Below are 19,616 nucleotides of genomic sequence, written 5' to 3'. Positions count from 1 at the left end.
CTCAGCCGTCGAGCGCGAGCAGGCACGCTTCGAGTTCCTGGAACCGCACACCTTCCGGGTGGGTCCGGTAGCGGTCGAGCGCCTCGGTGAGTACCCGCCGGGCGTCTTCCTGCCGGCCTGTCGCGCGGTAGCAGTCGCCGAGCGCGACGAGGAAGAAGTTCGCGTGCCGCAGGTTGCCGGTGGTGCGCATGGCTTCGACGGCCCACTCGAAGTGCTCGATGGCCGTGCTCCAGTCCCCGCCGCGGAGGGAGACGTAGCCCAGGTTGCCGATGGCGTGGGCTTCGCCGTCGAGGTCGTGGTGCGCCCGGGCCACCGCGGCGGCTCGCTCCAGCCAATGCCGTGCCTGCGCCGGCTCGCCCCACTGGATGTGGCAGAACCCGATCAGGTCGAGCGCTTTCACGTAGAGCCGCGGGTCGTCTTCCGGCTCGATCAGCCTCAGGATGTGCTCGCACTGCTCGCGTTCGGCGTGGTAGTTCGCGGAGTGGTACTCCCAGGCACCGGCGAGCACGTAGTGCAGGTGCGCCTGCTGCACCCGGTCTCCGCACTCCTCGGCCAGCGCCAGGGCCCTGGGCAGGCTTTCGAGCGCGACTTCGGGCCGGCCCGCGAAGATGCTGGCGCTGGCGAACAGGCGGTGGGCGATCAGCTGGGCGGTGACCTCGCCGAGCTGCTCCGCGGCGGCGAGGGCGAGGCGGGCCGCGGTTTCCCGTTCGGGCAGCAGGCCCTGCCGGGAACGGAACTCGTTCATGAGCGCGGCCAGCTGCCAGACCTCGGTCAGCCAGCCGTGCTTCACGGCCAGCTCGGTGGTGGCGGTCAGGCACGCGTGCTCGGTGCCGAACCACGCCAGGGCCTCGGGCTGGCCGGCGAACCGCCGGCTCCCGGTGCCGGGCAACGGCGGGGCGATCCGGAACGACGTTCCCGCCGGTCCGAGCACGTGGTTGCCGTGCCAGGACGTATGGAGGTAGAAGTCCGTGACGCGCCGCAGAGCGTCGTCGCGAGCGGCTTCCGGTAGTGTCCGTTCGGCCTCTTCGGACGCGTAGAGCCGGACGAGGTCGTGCATCCGGTACCTCCCGCTCGCCGTCCGCGTCACCAGGTGCGCGTCCGCCAGCGCCCGCAGCACCTTCCGCGCCGCGGCGAGCGGGACGCCGGCCAGCGCGGCCGCGGCCGGCAGGCCGATGTCCGGCCCCGGGGCCAGCGCGAGCAGGCCGAACAACGCCGACGCCTCCGGCGTGAGGTGGCGCCGGGACCAGGAAAACACCGTGCGCAGGCTCAGCCCGGCCTCGCCGGTGTCGAGCCCGTCCAGCCGGGCGGCGTGGTCGCGCAGCTCCTCGGCGAGCAGGTCCAGCGGCAGTTCCGGCGAGGTGACCGCGCGGGCGGCGACGATCCCCAGCGCCAGCGGCAGCCCGGCGCAGAGCCGGACCAGCTCGTCGACGGTGGCGGTCTCGGCGGCGAGCCGGTCCCGGCCCAGGTGCCGCTCCAGGAGTTCCCGTGCCTCCTGCGCGGACAGCACGTCCAGGGACAGCGGCCGTGCCCCGTGCGTCGCGACGAGCCCGCCGAGCCGGTGGCGGCTGGTCACGAGCACCCGGCAGGTCGGGCTGCCGGGCAGCAGCGGGACCACCTGCCCGGTGCCGGCGGCGTTGTCGAGCACGACCAGCACGCGCTTTCCGGCGAGGAGGCTGCGGTAGAGCGCGAGCTGCGCGTCGGGATCCGGCGGCACGGCGGAGCCGTCGACGCCGAGGGCGTGCAGGAACCCGCGCACGGCCACGGAAACCGGCAGCGGCTCGGCGACCGGGTCGAAGCCGCGCAGGTTGACGTAGAGCTGCCCGTCGGGGAACGCGGCGAGCTTCCCGGCCGCCCAGTGCAGCGCCAGGGACGTCTTGCCGATGCCGCCCGCGCCGCCGATGGCCGAGATCACCACCGGGCCCGCGGCTTCGCCGGCCCGGTCGAGCGCGGCCAGCAGCTCGGCCCGCCCGACGAACGACGCCGGCGCCGCCGGGAGCTGCTGCGGGACCGGCGTCCGGGGGCCCGGCCCGGGATCGCCGTGCAGGATCCGTTCGTGCACCTGCCGGAGCTCGGTGCCGGGATCGGTGCCGAGCTCCTCGGCGAGCAGGCGGCGCATCCGGTCGAACTCGCGCAGCGCGTCCCCCTGCCGGCCGGCCCGGGCCAGCGCCCGCATCAGCTGGCCGCGCAGCCGCTCGTCCAGAGGGTGGGCTTCGGCCAGCGCGGTCAGTTCGGGGACCAGCTCGCCGGCCCGATCGCCGCGAAGCCGGATGTCGGCGAGGTCCAGCTGCGCGCCCAGGCGCCGGCTCTCGAGCGTCTCGCGCAGGCCGGCGAACCACGGCGTGTCGAGGCCGGCGAACGGCTCGCCGCCCCACTGGGCCAGGGCCCGGTCCAGCAGGACGGCCTTTTCGCGGTCGTCTCCGGTGGCCGCGGCCTCGCCGAGGAGCCGCAGGAAGACGTGGAGGTCGACCGCATCGGGGTCGGCCGTCAGCAGGTAGCCGCCCGAGCGCTGGACGAGCGTGGTTTCGCCGAGCGCGGTCCGCAGCCGGGAAACGTAGCTGTACAAGGCGTTGCGGGGGTTGACGGGCAGCTGCTCGCCCCAGATCCGGTCGGCCAGGACGTCCGCGGGCACGACCTTGTTCAGGTCCGTCAGCAGCGCGGTGAGCAGGCCGCGCAGGCGGGGACGGCGGATCTCCACGGGCTGGTCGCCGACGCGGGCATCGAGTTCACCCAGCAGCCTGAACCGCACGGCGCCGTCCGCCCCCCGTTCCATCGTGTCCGCCCGGCTGCCCACTGTAACCGATGGCCGGAAAGGCGCCGGAAAGCTTTTTGCAGGGCCCGCCCGGCAAGGTGGATCCGGTCGGCGGTGCCGCCACGAATCGTCGAGGGGGCGGTTCGTGGCCCGGCGCCACGACCGCGGGCTGGATCGCTTCCCTGCCACGGCCGTCGCCCCGAGGCGGCTTCCCGGCGATCCGGCGGGTGGCGGGGCGGTCCGGCTCCCTCGAACGGCCGGGTCGTCTCGTCACTTCACCAGCGGCGGGACGGGTCGATCACGTGGACGGCCGCTTCCTCCGCCGAAGCCGCGCCGCCGTCGATGCCGGCGTCCGAGGCGTACAGCTCTTCGTCGGTGTCCTCGCCGAACCCTTCGTCCGACGCGACCAGGCGGCCCGCGCGGACGTCGCCGACCTCGTCGTCGATCAGCTCGCCGTCGGAGTCTTCGCTGTCGCCGAGCCCGTCGTCGTCGACGTCGTCGGCCAGGTCGGGCACCTCACGGGCGAGCCGGCCCGCCCAGCTTTCGCCTTCGGCGGTTTCGCGGGCGGTGGTGCCCCAGCCTTCGGTCGCCTGGGCGCGTTCCGGCGGTGAATAACCCTCCGACAGTTCGTCGCGGTCGTCCAAAGTGTCCTCGGGGTCGAGAATGCCGTTGTCGGCGTTGTCTTCGATGTCGTCGTCCACGAACCCATCTTCCCGCAACCCTATGGCCGCTCCGGGTCCGGGTGATATGACCGTGCCCAGCCGGGGGCTTGGCCCGGCACGGTGAAAGGTGATCACTCATGCCGATGAGACGCAGGGTGCTGGCCGCGGGCCTGGCCGGGGTGTTCGGTGCCGCGCTGTCCGGGCGGACCGCGCAGGCCGCGCCGTCCGTCCCGCCGGTGCGGCTCGACCAGCTGAACCTGGTCAACCTGTCGCACGTCAACGATCCCGCCACGACCAACGTCTTCCCCGGCGACCCGGCCTTCGAGCTGGAGACCATCGCCACCATCCCGGACGACGGCTACTACCTGCAGTTCGTCCGCGAGGGCGAGCACACCGGAACGCACTGGGGCGCGCCCGGCCACTTCACCACCGGCGAGCCCCTCGCCGACGACATGGACCCGGCGGATCTATTCCGGCCGGCGGTGAAGATCGACGTGCGGGCGAAGGCGGCCGCGAACCCGGACTACGCGGTCACCGTCGACGACCTCAAGGGGTGGGAAAAGCGCCACGGCCGCATCCCGGACGAATCGGTCGTGGTGCTGTGGACCGGCTGGGACGCGAAGTGGGGCACGCCGGCGTACCCGAACACCGGCGCGGACGGCGTGCTGCACCAGCCCGGGTTCTCGATCCCGGCGGTCCGCTGGCTGATCGACACCGGCCGGCTGGGCCGCCGCGGCGGCACGGGCACCGACACGTTCAGCCCGGACGTCGGCACGGACGAGACGTACACGGTGTCCAAGCTGGTCTACCGGCGCCACCGGATCAGCCTGGAGATCCTGGCGAACCTGAAGGCCCTGCCCACGACGGGCGCGTGGGTACTGGCGGGCGGCCCGATCAACCGCCGGGGCGCGGGTTCGACGGCGACGATCTTCGGCGTGCTGCCCCCGGGCGTGACGGCAGGCTAGCGCGCCCCCAATGTGGCGTTCGGTGCGTCGGATGCCCCCATTGTGGCGTTCGGTGCGTTGGATGCCCCCAATGTGGCGTTCGGTGCGTCAGACGCAACCAACGCCACATTGGGGCGCTCGGCTAACCGGCGGACAGCGTCGAGAGGCGGAGTGAGGCGAGGGCGGCCGGGTGGCCGAACCGGTAGCCCTGGGCGGTGGTGCAGCCCGCGCGGGTGACCAGTTCGGCCTGCTCGGCCGTCTCGATGCCTTCCGCGACCACCGCCACCTCGAGGTCGGCGCACAGCCCGACCAGGGAGCGGCACAGCGCCGCGTCGCGGTCCGGGCGGACGCCGGTCGTCAGCGCGCGGTCCAGTTTGATCAGGTCGACCGGCAGCGCGTGCAGGACCGTCAGGGAGCTGTACCCCGCCCCGAAGTCGTCGAGCGCCACCCGGACGCCGAGGTCCTGCAGGCGGCGGATCGCCGCGGCGCCCGCGGCCAGGTCCGGCACCGGCACGGTCTCGGTGATCTCGACGATCAGCCGGTCCGCCGGCAGGCCGTAGCGGTCCAGCGCGGCCCCGACGCTCTCTTCGAGCGAGGCGGCCCCCAGCCGGCTCGCGCACACGTTCACGTGCACCGTCAGGTCCACGCCGGCCGCCGTGATCTCGCGGCAGGCCAGGTCCAGCACCAGCGCGTCCAGCTCCGCGCCGAGGCCGGCGCCTTCGGCGGCCCGGACGAACGTCTCGGGCGACACCGAGGTGCCGTCCCGCGCGGTCCAGCGGGCCAGCGCCTCCACCGCCACCGGCGTCTCGTCGGGCAGCCGGACGATCGGCTGGAACACCAGCGCGAACCCCTCCGGCAGGCCGCCCTCCGCGCGGCGCAGAGCCGACGGGAAGTCGGGCGGCCCGTCCGGCGACGGGTGGTAGACGACCGTCGTGTCCTTGCCCAGCCGCTTGCCCGCGTACATCGAGGTGTCCGCGCGGCCCAGCAGCACGTCCGACGTCACCAGCGGCTCGGCCGGGTCCGGCACCACCAGGCCCATGCTCGCCCGGACCGGCACCAGCGTCCCGTGCACCGCGAACGGCCGCCGCAGCGCGCTCTGGATCCGGTCGGCGACGGCCTGCGGGGCGTCGACCTCGCCCTCCAGCAGGATCGCGAACTCGTCGCCGCCGAGGCGCGCGACCGTGTCGCCCGCGCGCACGCAGCTCAGCAGCCGCTGGGCGACCGCGTGCAGCAGGACGTCGCCGCCCGCGTGCCCGAACCGGTCGTTGACCTCCTTGAAGTCGTCCAGGTCGACGAAGATCAGCACGAGCGGCCCGTGCCCGCCCTCGGCGCTCTGCTCGACGGCCCGGTCCAGCCGGTCGGCGAACAGGGCGCGGTTGGCCAGCCCGGTCAGCGGGTCGTGGTAGGCCTGGTGGGTCAGCTGCTGCTGGCCCTCGTACACCCGGCGCAGCAGCAACCGGTTGTCCAGCAACGAAAGCAGCTGCCGGGCGAGCACCAGGAACACCACCAGCGCGCCGACGGACACCTCGACGCCGTCGGGGCCCGCGCCGGCCACGACCTGCACGGTGATCAGCAGCGCGACGGCGGTGACCGGCACGTACGGCAGCGCCAGCTGCCACCAGTCGACGCCGACCGGCTGGCCCGCGTCGTCGCGCCGCCGCTGGCCGGGGGTGACCAGCAGGGCGTAGGCGATGAACAGCGGCCCGAGCACGAACCCGCCGTCCGACCACGGCTTCATGCTCTCCGCGCCGATGCTGACCAGGTAGGCGAACACGCTGTCCGAGCAGGCCAGCGCGACGATCCCGACGGCGGCCAGCAGCAGGTTCGCGCGGTACGGGCGGTCCACCCGGTCGAACACGACCAGCAGCACGGCGACGACCACGATCACCAGGTCCGACAGCGGGTAGGCGATGGCCACGGCCCAGGTCAGCGCGTCCGGCCCGGTGGCCCGCACCAGCTGCCCGAGCGCCGCGGTCCAGGTCAGGATGAACAGCGAGCCGGTGACGACCAGGCCGTCCAGGACCACCGCGACGCCGAAGTGCGCCGTCCACTGCGCGGGCTGCCAGCGTTCGCGGTCCGGCCGGACCCGGGCCCGGGCGAGGACGAAGAGGGCGGCGAGGGCGAACACCGGGAAGCTCAGGTAGCCGACGTCGGCCAGCGACGGCGACGGCAGCCCGCGCCCGTCGATCAGCTGGTACCACGACCAGGCGCACTGGCCGAGCGACCAGCCGGTCATGCCGATCGCGACCAGCACGCGCCACCAGCGCTGGTGCCCGCGGACCCGGCGGGCGACCACCACGCCGCAGACCACCGCGCCGACCCCGGCACTGAGCTGCATGGCGTCGTCGACCCAGAGGGCGAAGGTGTCGCCCCAGAACGCGAACCCGTTGACCACGACCAGGGTCACCGCGACGAAGACGAGCAGGATCGCCCCTGGGTACCGCCGCACTGTCATGGCACCTCACGCGGTCACGCACGCCGGTCGGACCGGCAAACACTACACCGGGCGTGATCGCGCACAAGCGCACCGCACCGGCTGTCACAACCCGCCGCGCCGGCTCGTCATGCGGGCGGGGACCGCCGACCGAAGGAGCCCGGGTGACCGTGATCGTGCAGGAGCGGCAGCAGCTGATCGCCCTCGCCTACCGGCTGCTGGGTTCGGTGAGCGACGCCGAAGACGTCGTCCAGGAGGCGTACGGCCGGTGGTACGCCTTGACCGGGCCGCAGCGGGACGCGATCGAGTCCCCGGGCGCGTGGCTGACCACGGTCGCCGGCCGGATCTGCCTGGACCTGCTCGGCTCGGCCCGCGTCCGGCGGGAGCGGTACGTGGGCGAGTGGCTGCCCGAGCCGGTGCCCGCGCAGGTGGGGCGGCTCACCGACCCGGCCGACCACGTCACCCTGGACGAGTCGGTCACGATGGCGTTCCTGGTCGTGCTGGACGCGATGACGCCGGCCGAGCGGGTGGCGTTCGTCCTGCACGACGTCTTCGGCTACCCGTTCGCCGAGGTGGCGGCGGTCCTCGGCCGGACACCGGCGGCCTGCCGCCAGCTGGCGAGCGCCGCGCGGCGCCGGGTCGCCGCGTCCCGGCCGCAGGCGCCCGCGGACGGCCGCGCGGACGTCGTCCGGGCGTTCAAGCTGGCTTGGGAGGCGAAGGACATCCGGGGGCTGGTCGGCCTCCTCGACCCCGGGGCGACGGCGGTCGCCGACGGCGGTGGCCTGGCCGGCGCCGTCCGCCACCCGGTCGAGGGCGGCGAGCTGGTGGCGCAGTACGCGGTGCGCCTCCTCGACCGGATCCCGGCGCTGGAGCTGGCGGAGAGCACGGTCAACGGCCGCCCGGGCCTGGTCGCCCGGCGGGACGGAACCGTCGCGGCCGTCGTGGCGTTCGACGTGGCGGGCGGGCTGATCCGGCGGATCTGGGCGGTGCGGAACCCCGAGAAGCTCCTTCTCTGGCAGGAGTAGCGGTACTGACCCCGGAGAGAGGCATCCCGGACGGAACGGCTAGCGGAGGGTGGCGATCCCGGCCAGGAAGATGTCGATGCCGGCGAGGAACTGCTCGCGGTCGTCGTGGTCGCGCAGCTGTGCCGCCGCCTGGTGCACGAACGGGTACCGCTGGGGGTCCAGCTGCGCCCACTGGCCGGCGATGGCGCCGAGGAACGCCTCGCGGTCGGCGTCGCCGGGGAGGCGGGCGCGGGCGTTCGCGGCGTTCTGCCCGGCGACGCCGAGGACGTAGTTCACCAGCGCGCCCGCGGCGTCGAACAGTGCCCGCCCGGGGACGCCGAGCGCGGTGAGCAGGCCGCCGATGCGCTCGTAGACCTCCAGCAGCGCCGGGCGCCAGGGCTCCCGGGCGAGCTGGGCGCCGACCCAGGGGTGGGCGTCGATCGCGTCGAACAGGCCGAGAGCCACGGTCCGCAGCTCTTCCCGAGGCGGCACGTCGGGGACGGCACCGGTGACGACCCGGTCGATGACGGCGTCGGTGGCCGCCGCGAGCAGGTCGCTCTTGTTCGCGACGCGGTGGTAGATCGCCCCGTATCCGGTGCTCAGGCGGGTGGTCAGGGCGCGGAAGGTCAGCGCGGCCTCGCCGCCTTCGTCGAGCAGCTCGGTCGCCGCCGCGACGATCACGTCCTTCGACAGCTCGTCCGTGCGCCGGGCCCTGTTCGCCATGGGAGCAGTATCGCACACCGTTGGATCGCCGATCCAAAGTCGTGCTAGCTTGGGTTTGGATCGACAATCCAAACTATTCGGGAGGAACCATGACGAACTCGGTCACGATCATCGGCGCCGGCCTCGGCGGCCTGGTGCTGGCGCGCGTCCTGCACGTCCACGGCATCGATGTCACCGTCTACGAAGGAGAGCCTTCGCCGGACGCGCGCCGCCAGGGCGGGCTGCTCGACATCCACCCCTGGAACGGCCAGCTCGCGCTCGAAGCGGCCGGCCTGACCGCCGGGTTCCGCGAGCTGATCCTCGCGGGCCGCGAGTCCTACCGGGTCCTGGACCGGACCGGGGCCGTGCTGCTCGACCGGCCCGACGACGGCACCGGCGACCGGCCCGAGGTGCCGCGCGGCGACCTGCGGCAGCTGCTGCTGGACTCGCTGCCGGCCGGCACCGTCCGGTGGGGACACAAGGTCACCGGGGTGCGGCCGCTCGGCGACGGCGGCCACGAGGTGAGCTTCGCCGGCGGTGCCACCGTCGTCGCGCGCCTGCTCGTCGGCGCGGACGGCGCCTGGTCACGGGTCCGCCCGGTGCTCTCGGAAGCCACCCCCGAGTACGTCGGCATCTCGGTCGTCGAAACCTTCCTGTTCGACGGCGACACCCGGCACCCGGCGGTGGCGAAGGCGGTCGGCGCCGGCTCGATGTACGCGCTGGCGCCGGGCAAGGGGATCGTCGCGCACCGGGAAGGCGGCGGGACCCTGCACACCTACGCCCAGCTGGTGAAACCGCAGGACTGGCTGGCCGGTCTCGAGCCCGCCGCGGTGACCGCGGGCGTGTTCGGGGAGTTCGAAGGCTGGGCGCCCGAGCTGACCACGCTGATCGCCGCCAGCGATGTCCCGCCCGTCCTGCGCCGGCTCTGCACGTTGCCCGCCGGGCACCGCTGGGACCGCGTGCCGGGGGTGACCCTGCTCGGCGACGCCGCCCACCTGATGCCGCCGAACGGCGAAGGCGCCAACCTGGCCATGCTGGACGGTGCCGAACTCGGCCAGGCGATCGCCGCGCACCCGGGCGACGCCGAGGCGGCGCTGGCGGCGTACGAACAGCGCCTGTTCCCGCGCGCCGCGGCCGAAGCGGCGGACGACGACCTGTACGACGTCATGTTCGGGCCGGACGCGCCCGCCAGCATGGTGGCCATGATGACCGTCTAGCCGGGGCCGCCGGGTTCGTGCCTGCTGCGCGGGGCCGGCACGACGAACGCGATCACCGTCGCCGCCAGGCCGGCGAGCACGGAAACGTGCACGGCGGCCGGTACGGCGCTGATGAGGAACAGCCGCAACGTCCCCGAGATCAGCAGGCGCCACATCTTCGGGCTCATGATCAACAAGTACCCGCGGCGGATGGCGGCCAACCGGGGCCGGGCCACGGTCACCCGGCGGGGTGGGGTGCGCCGCCGTGCGCCGGAAAGGCGGAGACGCGACCACCGATTCGACAGCTTCGACGCCCCGGATGCGCGCCTGATCGGTTTCGCCGGGGAATCCGCCGGGAGTTTCCCGATTTGCGCGCCAAGAGGAAAGGAAACCGCGGGATAACGATCCGTTTCGCGCCCCGTGATCGACTGGACATCGGCGGTGACGCTGGCGAACATTGACCTCCGTGCGTGGGAACGGGAGGAACGGTGAGCCTCAGTGCGGCGGACGTGGTCGGCGAGCTCAAGGCCCTGCGCAAAGGCAGGGCAATTTTCACGACACCGCTCGCCGACCGGATCGGCCCCGCATTGCGCAGCACTTGTGGCATTTTGGAAGATGACGGAACGGTCGAGATGCGGCGTAAGCTGTCGGACCGATTGCGCCCGCTGGTCGAGTCGCTGCCGGACGACCTGAAGATCGCCCTGCTGGCCGCGTTCGCGCTGGACGAGCGGGCCCGGAAACCGTTCTACCAGGAACGGGTCCACTGGGCGGCGATCACCCTCGACCGCGACGACCGGACGGTCCGGCGGCGGATCGACGAAGGAATCGAGCAGATCGCCGCACTCGCCGTCGCGGCGGCGGGCCCGGAAACGCGGCCGCGCTATCCGAGCCGCAGTTGGCACACCGAAGAACTGCGCGTCACGCTGGCTCTCGATCAACCGGTACCGGAGGCGTTCGAATTCCGGCGGGTGATCGCCGACGCCGACGAAATCGCCGTGCTCGACCTCGCGTTGACGTTGCCGCTGTCCGCGGAATCGGGCGAATCGGTGCACGAGTCCGATCTCGGCGTCGACGTGTTCCACGGCGGCGTACTGGCCGGCCGCGCCATGGAATCGAGCGACCGGATCGGCTTCGCGCTGCGCCTCCCGGACCCGTTGCCGAGGGGCGCTCGTCACGAGGTCGGGCTGCGCTTCCGGGCGAACCTGCGCGAGCCGCGGTACGTCTGCGTGCCGAGGCACCCGTGCGACCTGTTCGACCTCCACGTCCGCTTCGGCCACCGCGTACCGGAGCGGATCGTGCGGTTGGACAAGGTCATCCCGGACGACCGGCCACGCGGAGGCGCGGTCCTGCCGGCGGACGACGCCGGGGAGGTGCACGTGCTGTTCCGGCACCTCGCGCCGGGCTTCGCGTACGGGATCCGGTGGGGCTGAGGTGCCGGTTACCGGACAATATCTGGACAACCGCCTCCGCGCTGCAACGTTGCTGGTCAGCGCCTCGATTACTCCAGATGTCGGACCGGGAACCGTCCACGCACCGTAATGTCCACTGTGGACGACAAGGGTCCCGGTCGCCGGACGTGAGGAGGGCCCGTGGAAACCATGATCTCGGAGGTTGCGCCGCTCGACGGCTACACCTGGCCGGCGGATTCGCCGCGGCCGGAGGGCGGCCTGGTCAAGGAGCGGATCGACCCGGTGGTCGCCGCGGCCCGTGGGGGTGACCCCGATGCGGTCCAGGCGTTGCTGCTGCTGATCAAGCCGACCGTCGTGCGGTACTGCCGGGCCCGGATCGGGGGCCGCGACCTGTCCTACCTCTCGGCCGACGACGTCGCGCAGGAGGTCTGCCTCGCGGTGCTGAAGGTGCTGCCGAACTACCAGGACCGCGGCGGTTCGTTCCTGTACCTCGTGCGCGCCATTGCGGCGAACAAGGTGGCCGACGCCTTCCGCTCGGTGGCCCGGGACCGCTCGAAGCCGGTGCCCGAGCTGCCGGACCGGCCGCTGAGCGGCAACGAGCCGGAGAACCACGTCCTCGAGCTCGACCTCGGTGCCCGGCTGGGCCGGCTGCTCGCGGTGCTGCCGCCGCTGCACCAGGAAATCCTGTCGCTGCGGATCGTCGCCGGCCTGTCGGCGAACGAGACGGCGGAGGCGCTCGGCATCTCCGCCGGCAACGTCCGCATCACGCAGTTCCGCGCGCTGACGAAGCTGCGCGGCATGATCGGGGAACGCGGGCTCTGAGCACGGCGAACGTTCCGAAGCAGGGGTGCCGCTCAGCTCGTGACCGCCTTGCGCAGCAGGCCGAGCGCCCGGTGCTGCGCCACCCGCACCGCCCCCGGTGTCGAGCCGACGGCCGTCGCGGTTTCCTCGGCCGACAGGCCCACCAGCACGCGCAGCACCACGATCTCCCGCTGCTTCCGGGACAGCACCCGCAGCAGCTTGGCCATCCGCTCGCCCAGTTCGCGGCGCAGGACGTGGTGTTCCGGGTCGGGCGACGCGTCGATCCCGTCCGGCAGTTCGGCCACCGGCTCGGCCCGCTGCCGGGCGGCGGCCCGCCGCGCCGCCGCCACCTGGTGGCGCGCGATGCCGTGGACGAACTCGGGGAACGGCCGCCCCGGCGGCCGCAGCGGCAGGGCTTCGAGCAGTTCCAGGCAGGCGTCCTGGGCGACGTCGTCGGCCGCGTCCGGGTCGAGCCGGGCCCGGCAGTAGCGCACCACCAGCGGCCGGGCCGCGACCAGCAGGGTGTCCCGGGCTGCGCTCGTCGTCATGGCGGGCAACTACCCGCATTGCCCGCCGGCGGACCGGGTTCGCGCGGATTCCCGGCTATTTCCGGACGAGCCCCGCAACCGGCGACGATCCGGTGCCGGAACGCGGAAATGACCTAGTCCTGCGCGACGGATCGGTCGGCCTCCGCGGACTTCACGCCTGAGGCCGGCGACCGCCATGCTGCCCGGAGTGTCGCGGTCGGGTTGCTCTGCGGTGACGCCGCTGGTGGCGTCGTTCGGGCCGGCTTGACCGTGTCCGGGCCGGCCTCCCCGAACTCACTCCTGGGGTTCCTGCCGGGTCCGGAACGCGTCGAGCACCCGGCGCTCCCGTTTGGTCGGCCGCCCGGCGCCGCGGTCGCGGCGGGCGACCTGGATCGCCGTCTCCGGGGGTGGCTTCGGCGTCCGGTCCACGTAGCAGGTCGCCGCGTCCGGGGCGCCCACGCGCTTCTGGATCACGCGGACCACGTCGAGGACCTTCGTCGTCCCGCCGACGCGCAGGCGCACCTCGTCGCCCGGGACGACCGTCGTCGCCGGCTTGGCGGGCTTGTCGTTGACGCGCACGTGGCCGCCCCGGCACGCCGCCGCGGCGTCCGGGCGGGTCTTCGTCAGCCGGACCGCCCAGAGCCAGCGGTCCACTCGGGTGGACTCCACAGTCAGCCATCATGGCCCATTCAGCGGCACGCCCCGCAACCCCGCCAGGTTACTCGTGGGTACATGTCGACTTGTCTGCACCCCGCAGCTATAACTTGTTCTAAATACCTCAACGGTGAGGAACAAAGCATGAGCGACGAACCCGTGTGGAGAACAAGTTCTGGCGCTGTTTCCCGTCGTCTCTTCATTGCTGGAACCGGTTCTATCTTGGCCGGTGCCGCGCTGGCCGGCCGGGCCGCCGCCGCGTCGGCGCGGCCGGCCACGGCCGCCGCCATCTCCGACGGCGCCCGCGTGTCCGCGCTGGTCGTCGGGACCGGCTACGGCGGCTCGGTCGCCGCCCTCCGGCTCGCCCAGGCCGGTGTCGACGTGCAGATGGTCGAGATGGGCATGGCCTGGGACACCCCGGGCCCGGACGGCAAGATCTTCTGCGCCACGCCCAACCCGGACCAGCGGTCGTTCTGGTTGCGCACCAGGACGAAGCAGCCGTTCTCCAACTTCCTCGGGTTCCCGATCGACAAGGACATCCCGCGCTACACGGGCATCCTCGACGCCGAGGAGTTCAGCGGGATCACCGTGTACCAGGGCCGCGGCGTCGGCGGCGGCTCGCTCGTCAACGGCGGCATGGCCGTCACGCCGAAGCGGGAGAACTTCGGCGCCATCCTGCCCACGGTCGACGCGAACGAGATGTACGACGTCTACTACCCGCGCGCCAACGCCGGCCTCGGGGTCGCCAGTATCCGGCCGGCCTGGTTCGACTCCACCGACTGGTACCAGTTCGCCCGTGTCGGCCGGAAACAGGCCCAGCGGTCCGGTTTCCCGTTCGTGTTCGTGCCGGACGTGTACGACTGGGACTACATGGAGCGGGAGGCGGCGGGCACGGCCACGAAGTCGGCGCTGGCTGGGGAGATCCTGTTCGGCAACAACTACGGCAAGAAGTCGCTGCAGAAGACCTACCTGCCGAAGATCGCCGCGACCGGCCGGGTCACCATCTCGCCGCTGCACCGCGTGACGCAGGTGGTGCCCGCCGCGGGCGGCGGCTACACCGTGACGATCGAACAGCTCACCACCGCGGGCGCGGTGTCCACGATCAAGACCGTCACGGCGGACAAGGTGTTCTTCGCCGCGGGCAGCGTCGGCACCAGCAAGCTGCTGGTGAAGCTGAAGGCGACCGGCGCGCTGCCGAACCTGAACGGCGAGATCGGCCGGAACTGGGGCGACAACGGGAACGTGATGGTCGGGCGGGCCAACCAGATCTGGGACCCGACCGGGGCGTCGCAGTCGACCATCCCGTGCGGCGGCATCGACAACTGGAACGCGGGCGGCGCCTTCGCGGAGGTCGCGCCGCTGCCGACCGGGATCGAGACGTGGGCGTCGTTCTACCTGTCGATCACGAAGAACCCGAACCGCGCGCAGTTCACCTGGAATCCGGCGACCCGCGCGGTCGAGCTGAACTGGCAGAAGGCGTGGAAGCAGCCGTCGATCGACATGGCGAAGACCATCTTCGACAAGATCAACTCGACCGAGGGCACGATCTACCGGACCGACCTGTTCGGCACGTACAAGATCTGGGGCGACCATCTCACCTACCACCCGCTCGGCGGCGCGGTGCTGGGCAAGGCGACCGACAACTACGGCAGGCTCGTCGGCCACCCGGGCCTGTACGCGATCGACGGCTCGCTGATCCCGGGCAACACCAGCGTCAACCCGTTCGTCACCATCACCGCACTGGCGGAACGCAACATCGAGAAGATCATCGCGCAGGACTTCTAGCCCACCGGTCGTGAGGGGCGCCGCCCCCGCCCCTCACGACCGGTGGGACGGGAGGACGCAGGCGGTGTCGAGGCCGAGGACGTGGTTCAGCCGTCCGAACGCCAGCCACGCGCCGAGGCTCATGCTGAGCTCGACGATCTCCTGCTGCGTGTAGGACGCGGACATCCGCTTCCAGAACTCGTCGTCGAGGTTGTGGTGGTCCAGGCTGTACCGCTCGGCGTACTCCGCCGCCAGCCGCGTCCGCTCGTCGAACCGGTCGGTGGTGCGCCATTCCGACACCGCGTCGGCGAACTCCGGCTCGACCTTGACGCCGTCGCGTTCGGTGCGCCAGTCGAGGCAGAAGACGCAGCCGTTGAGCTGCGCGATCCGCAGCCGCGCGGCCTCGAACTCCCGCAGCTCCAGCGTCGTGTGCTCGTACACCGCCAGCGAGAACTTCGACGCGGCGATCCCGATGCCGGGGACCATTTCGCCCCAGACGTACCCGATCGGGTCCTTGCCCGCGGGGATGTCGATGTTCACGGACGGCTCCTTCCGAGCTTGCCGGCTGCCGGGCGCAGCGGGACGTCGAGTGCGTCGTAGAGGCCGGGCCCGGCCGCGGCCAGCCAGTCGATCGCGCCGACCAGGCGGCCGACGGCGGTGGCGTTGCCGCCCGCCGACCGGTTCTCGCCTTCGTCGGTCGCCTCGACGGTGACCTCGATGCGCGGCCGGCCTTCGATGATCACGCGGTGGGCGCCGTCGCCGCTGGGCGGCGCGGGCCAGCCGGGGGCGCACGACGGGTGGATGCGCGTGACGTGCTCGATCACGATCCGCGGCTCGCCGCCGACGATGCCCTGCACCTCGAACCGCACCGCGCCCTGCGTGCCCTTTTCGAACTCGCCCATGGTCCGGGTGGACACGGTGTCGTCGAGCGGACGCCGGTCCAGGGTCTCGCGCAGCTCGTCCACCTCGACGCCGAGGCCGCGCGCGATCAGCCGGACCTGGCCGCCCCACACCATCGACGGCACGCCGGTCATCAGCATCGGCGGGTCGTAGTCCATCGGCTGGCCCATCCCGACCAGGTACCGGACGGACTCGGGCTGCTCGTAGGTCGAGTAATCGAAGATCTCCTGGCAGCGGACGACGTCGACGTCGGTGCCGAGGCCGCTGATCAGCAGCGGCAGTACGTCGTTGCCCCAGCCGGGGTCCACGCCGGAGACGAACAGCGAGCCGCCGCCGTCCTCGATCGCCGCCAGGACCGGGTCGCGCAGCTCCGGGGGCGCGTTGCGCTGGTCGTAGAGCGGGTACAGGGCCGGGGTCACGACGACCGCGCCCGCCCGGACGGCCCGCACGATATCGGCGAGCGCGTCGTCGAACCGGACGTCACCCGAAGCGGCGTACACGACCGCGCGCGGACTCGCCGCCAGGACGGCCTCGATGTCGTCGGTGGCCGCGACCCCCAGCGCCTCGACGCCGGCCAGCTCGCCGGCGTCCTTGCCGACCTTCGCCGGGTCGTGGACGAGCACCGCGGTCAGCTTCAGCGCCGGGTGGGCGTCGACGGCCCGGATTGCCGCACGGCCCACGTTGCCCGTGCCCCACACCACCGTGGAGATCATGGCGCCGAGTTTTCGCCGGGGGTTCCGCGCGCGGGTAGGAAATCGTTCCGGCCAGCGGACCGCGCGTCCGTTGGTAACATGCTTGCGCGCCCGAACGTCGTAACGGAGGCCCGCGATGACGATCGACCCGAAGCCCCGCAGCCGCACGGTGACCGACGGCATCGAGGCCGCGCCCGCCAGAGGCATGCTGCGCGCGGTCGGGATGGGGGACGGCGACTGGACGAAGCCGATCATCGGCGTCGCCAGCTCGTGGAACGAGATCACGCCGTGCAACCTCTCGCTGGACAGGCTGGCCCAGGCGGCCAAGGAGGGCGTCCACGCCGGCGGCGGCTACCCGCTGCAGTTCGGCACCATCTCGGTGTCCGACGGCATCTCCATGGGCCACGACGGCATGCACTTCTCGCTGGTCTCCCGCGAGGTCATCGCCGACTCGGTCGAGACGGTGATGCAGGCCGAGCGGCTCGACGGCTCGATCCTCCTGGCCGGCTGCGACAAGTCGCTGCCGGGCATGCTGATGGCCGCCGCGCGCCTCGACCTGGCGTCGGTGTTCCTCTACGCGGGCACGATCGCCCCCGGCTGGGTGAAGCTCACCGACGGCACCGAGAAGGACGTCACGCTGATCGACGCCTTCGAGGCGGTCGGCGCCTGCCGGGCGGGGCGGCTCAAGACCGACGACCTCGACCGCATCGAACGCGCCATCTGCCCCGGCGAGGGCGCCTGCGGCGGGATGTACACCGCGAACACGATGGCGTCGGCCGCCGAGGCGATGGGGATGAGCATGCCGGGCTCGGCCGCGCCGCCGTCCGCGGACCGCCGCCGCGACCACTACGCCCGCCTGTCCGGGGAAGCCGTCGTCAACCTGCTCGAAAAGGGCATCACCGCGCGGGACATCCTCACCCGGGAGGCGTTCGAGAACGCCATCACCGTCGTGATGGCCCTCGGTGGTTCGACCAATGCCGTGCTGCACCTGCTGGCCATCGCGCACGAGGCGAAGGTGCCGCTGACCCTGGACGACTTCAACGCCGTCGGCGACCGCGTCCCGCACCTGGGCGACCTGAAGCCGTTCGGCAAGTACGTCATGAACGACATCGACCGCCACGGCGGCATCCCGGTACTGATGAAGGCCCTGCTGGACGAAGGCCTGATCCACGGCGACGCGCTCACCGTCACCGGCCGGACGGTCGCCGAGAACCTCGCCGAGCTCGACCCCGGCCCGATCGACGGCGAGGTCCTGCGCGGTCTGGACAACCCGCTGCACCCGACCGGCGGCATCACCATCCTGCACGGCTCGCTCGCCCCCGAGGGCGCGGTCGTGAAGTCCGCGGGCTTCGACACGGCCAACTTCGAAGGCCCGGCGCGGGTGTTCGAACGCGAGCAGGAGGCGATGGCGGCGCTGAACGAGGGCCGGATCGAAGCGGGCGACGTCGTGGTCATCCGCTACGAGGGCCCCAAGGGCGGCCCGGGCATGCGCGAGATGCTGGCCATCACGGCGGCGATCAAGGGCGCCGGCCTCGGTCGCGAAGTGCTGTTGCTGACCGACGGGCGGTTCTCCGGCGGCACCACCGGCCTGTGCATCGGCCACGTCGCCCCCGAAGCGGCCGACGGCGGCCCGATCGCCTTCGTCCGGACCGGCGACCGGATCGCCGTCGACATCAAGGCGCGCAGCATCGACCTGCTGGTCGACGCCGCCGAGCTGGCCCGCCGCCGCGAGGGCTGGGAGCCGCTGCCGAACAAGTTCGGGGAAGGCGTGCTGGGCAAGTACGTGAAGCTGGTGCGGTCGTCGTCCTACGGGGCCGTCACGAGCTGAGCGAGGGCGCGCTTGTCCACTTTGCCCACGTCGGTGAGCGGCAGCGCGTCGGCGAAGTCCACGGCCGCCGGGACGTAGTGCTCCTGGCCGAAGGTTTCCCAGGCGTGCGCCTTCAGGTCGGCTGCCGTGACCGCGCCCGTCGCGACGACGACCGCGCGCAGCAGGCCGCCACGACCGAAGACGGCCGCGGCCCGCACCGCCGGATGCGTCTCCAGCGCGTGTTCGACGACGGTGGTCGGGACCTTCGTGCCGTGCTCGCCCACCACGACGACGTCGTCGGCGCGGTCGAGCAGGTAGAGGTAGCCCTCGTCGTCGAACCGGCCGAGGTCGCCGGTGCGCAGCCAGCCCGCGCCGATCTCCGGGCCGCCGAGGTAACCGTCCATCATGGCCAGCCCGCGGACCTCGACCTCGCCGTCGGCGGTAATGCGTGCCTCCATGCCCGGCACGATGCGGCCGACGGAACCCAGCCGCTCCGGGTGGCCGATCAGCTCGGCGGCGGAGATGCTCGCGATCATCGGCGCCTCGGTGAGGCCATAGCCCTGGCCCACGACCGGCCCGAAGACGTCGAGGGCCTGGACGAGCCGGTGCGGCGGCAGCGGCGCGGCGCCGAGGGAAAGCGAGCGGACGCTGGTCAAGTCCGTTTCCGGCCGCTGCGGGTGGTCGAGGAGCGCGGCCAGGCGCGGCGGAGTGAGCGACAGCGTGTCGATGCGGTGCGTCTGGATCGCGTCGAGGACGGCCGCTGCGTCGAAACCGTCGTGGAGCACCACGGTGTCGTGCCGCAGCAGCGCGCCGAGCACGGTCGCGTTGCCGGTCATGTGCGTCATGGGGGCCACCAGCAGCGTGCGGCCCGGGCCGTCCGGTGCCGGCGTGAAGATGTACGCCATGCCGTCGTAGATGCCGCTGTGGCGGATCAGCTTCGGGGTGCCGGTGGTGCCGCCGGTGGGGAAGAGGAGACGCACGGTCTCCGGCGGGTTCAGCGGCTCGGGTTCGCCGTCGAGGTCGGCGAGGGTCCGGACGTCGCCGGCGGGCCAGTCCTGCGGGCGGTCGGTGACGACGGTGGTGCCGCTCGCCGCGGCGAGCCGGTCCGCGGCCGGCGCCGAGGCGGGGACCATGAGCACGGTCGCGCCGCGGAGGAGGGCCGCCAGCTGGACCAGGACCGTCTCGGGCCGGTTGCGCAGGTCGACGGCGAGGGTCCCGACGTCGCCGAGCCCGCCGTGCAGCCGGCGCAAGCGGTCGCGGGCCCGGTGGTAGGTGGTGGCGCCGTCACCGGAGTGGAACAGGACGCGGTCGCCGCCTTCGTCGAGCGCGGCGAGGACCTTCGTCAGGAAGAAGCTCACCCCCCGGGACCGT

At 72.6% G+C, this 19,616-nt stretch carries 17 protein-coding genes; 7 read left to right on the top strand and 10 right to left on the bottom strand.

What is annotated here, in order from left to right; all coding sequences use genetic code 11:
- Window position 1 precedes the first annotated feature (1 nt).
- Both C2L59_RS19085 and C2L59_RS19080 read right to left on the bottom strand, forming a co-directional pair.
- The gene (locus tag C2L59_RS19085; RefSeq protein ID WP_158263091.1) at window positions 2-2,746 is read right to left on the bottom strand and encodes a BTAD domain-containing putative transcriptional regulator; all 2,745 of its coding nucleotides are present in this window, start codon (window positions 2,744-2,746) and stop codon (window positions 2-4) included.
- A 278-nt stretch (window positions 2,747-3,024) separates the two neighbouring features.
- On the bottom strand, window positions 3,025-3,450 hold the full coding sequence (locus tag C2L59_RS19080) for a DUF5709 domain-containing protein (RefSeq protein WP_103350845.1): 426 nt from the start codon (window positions 3,448-3,450) through the stop codon (window positions 3,025-3,027).
- Between the two features lie 98 nt (window positions 3,451-3,548).
- On the opposite strand from C2L59_RS19080, the gene C2L59_RS19075 reads away from it, so the two are divergent.
- On the top strand, window positions 3,549-4,376 hold the full coding sequence (locus C2L59_RS19075) for a cyclase family protein (protein ID WP_103350844.1): 828 nt from the start codon (window positions 3,549-3,551) through the stop codon (window positions 4,374-4,376).
- A 121-nt stretch (window positions 4,377-4,497) separates the two neighbouring features.
- On the opposite strand, the gene C2L59_RS19070 is transcribed toward C2L59_RS19075, so the two are convergent.
- The gene (locus tag C2L59_RS19070) at window positions 4,498-6,810 is read right to left on the bottom strand and encodes a bifunctional diguanylate cyclase/phosphodiesterase (RefSeq protein ID WP_103350843.1); all 2,313 of its coding nucleotides are present in this window, start codon (window positions 6,808-6,810) and stop codon (window positions 4,498-4,500) included.
- A gap of 143 nt (window positions 6,811-6,953) precedes the next feature.
- Between C2L59_RS19070 and sigJ the strand changes: the two genes are divergently transcribed.
- Window positions 6,954-7,814 carry an RNA polymerase sigma factor SigJ gene (gene sigJ, locus C2L59_RS19065; RefSeq protein ID WP_233223572.1) on the top strand — a complete coding sequence of 287 codons (861 nt, stop codon included), beginning with the start codon at window positions 6,954-6,956 and terminating at the stop codon, window positions 7,812-7,814.
- A 39-nt stretch (window positions 7,815-7,853) separates the two neighbouring features.
- On the opposite strand, the gene C2L59_RS19060 is transcribed toward sigJ, so the two are convergent.
- Complete coding sequence (locus tag C2L59_RS19060; RefSeq protein WP_103350842.1) at window positions 7,854-8,516, bottom strand: TetR/AcrR family transcriptional regulator; 663 nt, start codon at window positions 8,514-8,516, stop codon at window positions 7,854-7,856.
- Window positions 8,517-8,605: 89 nt separating this feature from the next.
- Between C2L59_RS19060 and C2L59_RS19055 the strand changes: the two genes are divergently transcribed.
- A complete protein-coding gene (locus C2L59_RS19055) occupies window positions 8,606-9,712 on the top strand; it encodes an NAD(P)/FAD-dependent oxidoreductase (protein WP_103350841.1) in 1,107 nt (368 codons plus the stop codon).
- Here C2L59_RS19055 and C2L59_RS47505 read toward each other — a convergent pair.
- On the bottom strand, window positions 9,709-9,879 hold the full coding sequence (locus C2L59_RS47505; RefSeq protein WP_156081318.1) for a hypothetical protein: 171 nt from the start codon (window positions 9,877-9,879) through the stop codon (window positions 9,709-9,711). The genes C2L59_RS19055 and C2L59_RS47505 overlap by 4 nt on opposite strands.
- A 300-nt stretch (window positions 9,880-10,179) precedes the next feature.
- Between C2L59_RS47505 and C2L59_RS19045 the strand changes: the two genes are divergently transcribed.
- Together C2L59_RS19045 and shbA are read left to right on the top strand one after the other, a co-directional pair.
- Window positions 10,180-11,121 carry a hypothetical protein gene (locus C2L59_RS19045; RefSeq protein WP_233223571.1) on the top strand — a complete coding sequence of 314 codons (942 nt, stop codon included), beginning with the start codon at window positions 10,180-10,182 and terminating at the stop codon, window positions 11,119-11,121.
- 168 nt (window positions 11,122-11,289) lie between these two features.
- On the top strand, window positions 11,290-11,922 hold the full coding sequence (gene shbA, locus C2L59_RS19040; RefSeq protein ID WP_233223585.1) for an RNA polymerase sigma factor ShbA: 633 nt from the start codon (window positions 11,290-11,292) through the stop codon (window positions 11,920-11,922).
- Window positions 11,923-11,954: 32 nt separating this feature from the next.
- Here shbA and C2L59_RS19035 read toward each other — a convergent pair whose 3' ends face one another.
- Both C2L59_RS19035 and C2L59_RS19030 read right to left on the bottom strand, forming a co-directional pair.
- Complete coding sequence (locus C2L59_RS19035; protein ID WP_103350837.1) at window positions 11,955-12,449, bottom strand: sigma-70 family RNA polymerase sigma factor; 495 nt, start codon at window positions 12,447-12,449, stop codon at window positions 11,955-11,957.
- 273 nt (window positions 12,450-12,722) lie between these two features.
- Window positions 12,723-13,097 (bottom strand): RNA-binding S4 domain-containing protein, encoded by a 375-nt coding sequence (locus C2L59_RS19030; RefSeq protein WP_233223569.1) that lies wholly within the window; start codon window positions 13,095-13,097, stop codon window positions 12,723-12,725.
- Window positions 13,098-13,304: 207 nt separating this feature from the next.
- Between C2L59_RS19030 and C2L59_RS19025 the strand changes: the two genes are divergently transcribed.
- Window positions 13,305-14,867: a GMC oxidoreductase gene (locus C2L59_RS19025; RefSeq protein ID WP_103350835.1), complete on the top strand. Its 1,563-nt coding sequence runs from the start codon at window positions 13,305-13,307 to the stop codon at window positions 14,865-14,867.
- A 33-nt stretch (window positions 14,868-14,900) separates the two neighbouring features.
- On the opposite strand, the gene C2L59_RS19020 is transcribed toward C2L59_RS19025, so the two are convergent.
- Both C2L59_RS19020 and C2L59_RS19015 read right to left on the bottom strand, forming a co-directional pair.
- On the bottom strand, window positions 14,901-15,386 hold the full coding sequence (locus tag C2L59_RS19020; protein WP_103350834.1) for a carboxymuconolactone decarboxylase family protein: 486 nt from the start codon (window positions 15,384-15,386) through the stop codon (window positions 14,901-14,903).
- The gene (locus C2L59_RS19015; RefSeq protein WP_103350833.1) at window positions 15,383-16,459 is read right to left on the bottom strand and encodes a dihydrodipicolinate reductase; all 1,077 of its coding nucleotides are present in this window, start codon (window positions 16,457-16,459) and stop codon (window positions 15,383-15,385) included. Before C2L59_RS19015 ends, C2L59_RS19020 begins: the two co-directional genes overlap by 4 nt.
- 115 nt (window positions 16,460-16,574) lie before the next feature.
- Between C2L59_RS19015 and ilvD the strand changes: the two genes are divergently transcribed.
- Complete coding sequence (gene ilvD / locus C2L59_RS19010; RefSeq protein ID WP_103350832.1) at window positions 16,575-18,266, top strand: dihydroxy-acid dehydratase; 1,692 nt, start codon at window positions 16,575-16,577, stop codon at window positions 18,264-18,266.
- Here the strand turns inward: ilvD and C2L59_RS19005 are convergent.
- Window positions 18,245-19,603, bottom strand: a complete 1,359-nt coding sequence (locus C2L59_RS19005) for a class I adenylate-forming enzyme family protein (protein ID WP_103350831.1) — start codon at window positions 19,601-19,603, stop codon at window positions 18,245-18,247. The genes ilvD and C2L59_RS19005 overlap by 22 nt on opposite strands.
- Window positions 19,604-19,616: the final 13 nt, after the last annotated feature.

This window comes from Amycolatopsis sp. CA-128772, assembly GCF_002904295.1.
Classification (GTDB): Bacteria; Actinomycetota; Actinomycetes; order Mycobacteriales; family Pseudonocardiaceae; genus Amycolatopsis.
This window is presented reverse-complemented; position numbering and strand designations above follow the sequence as displayed.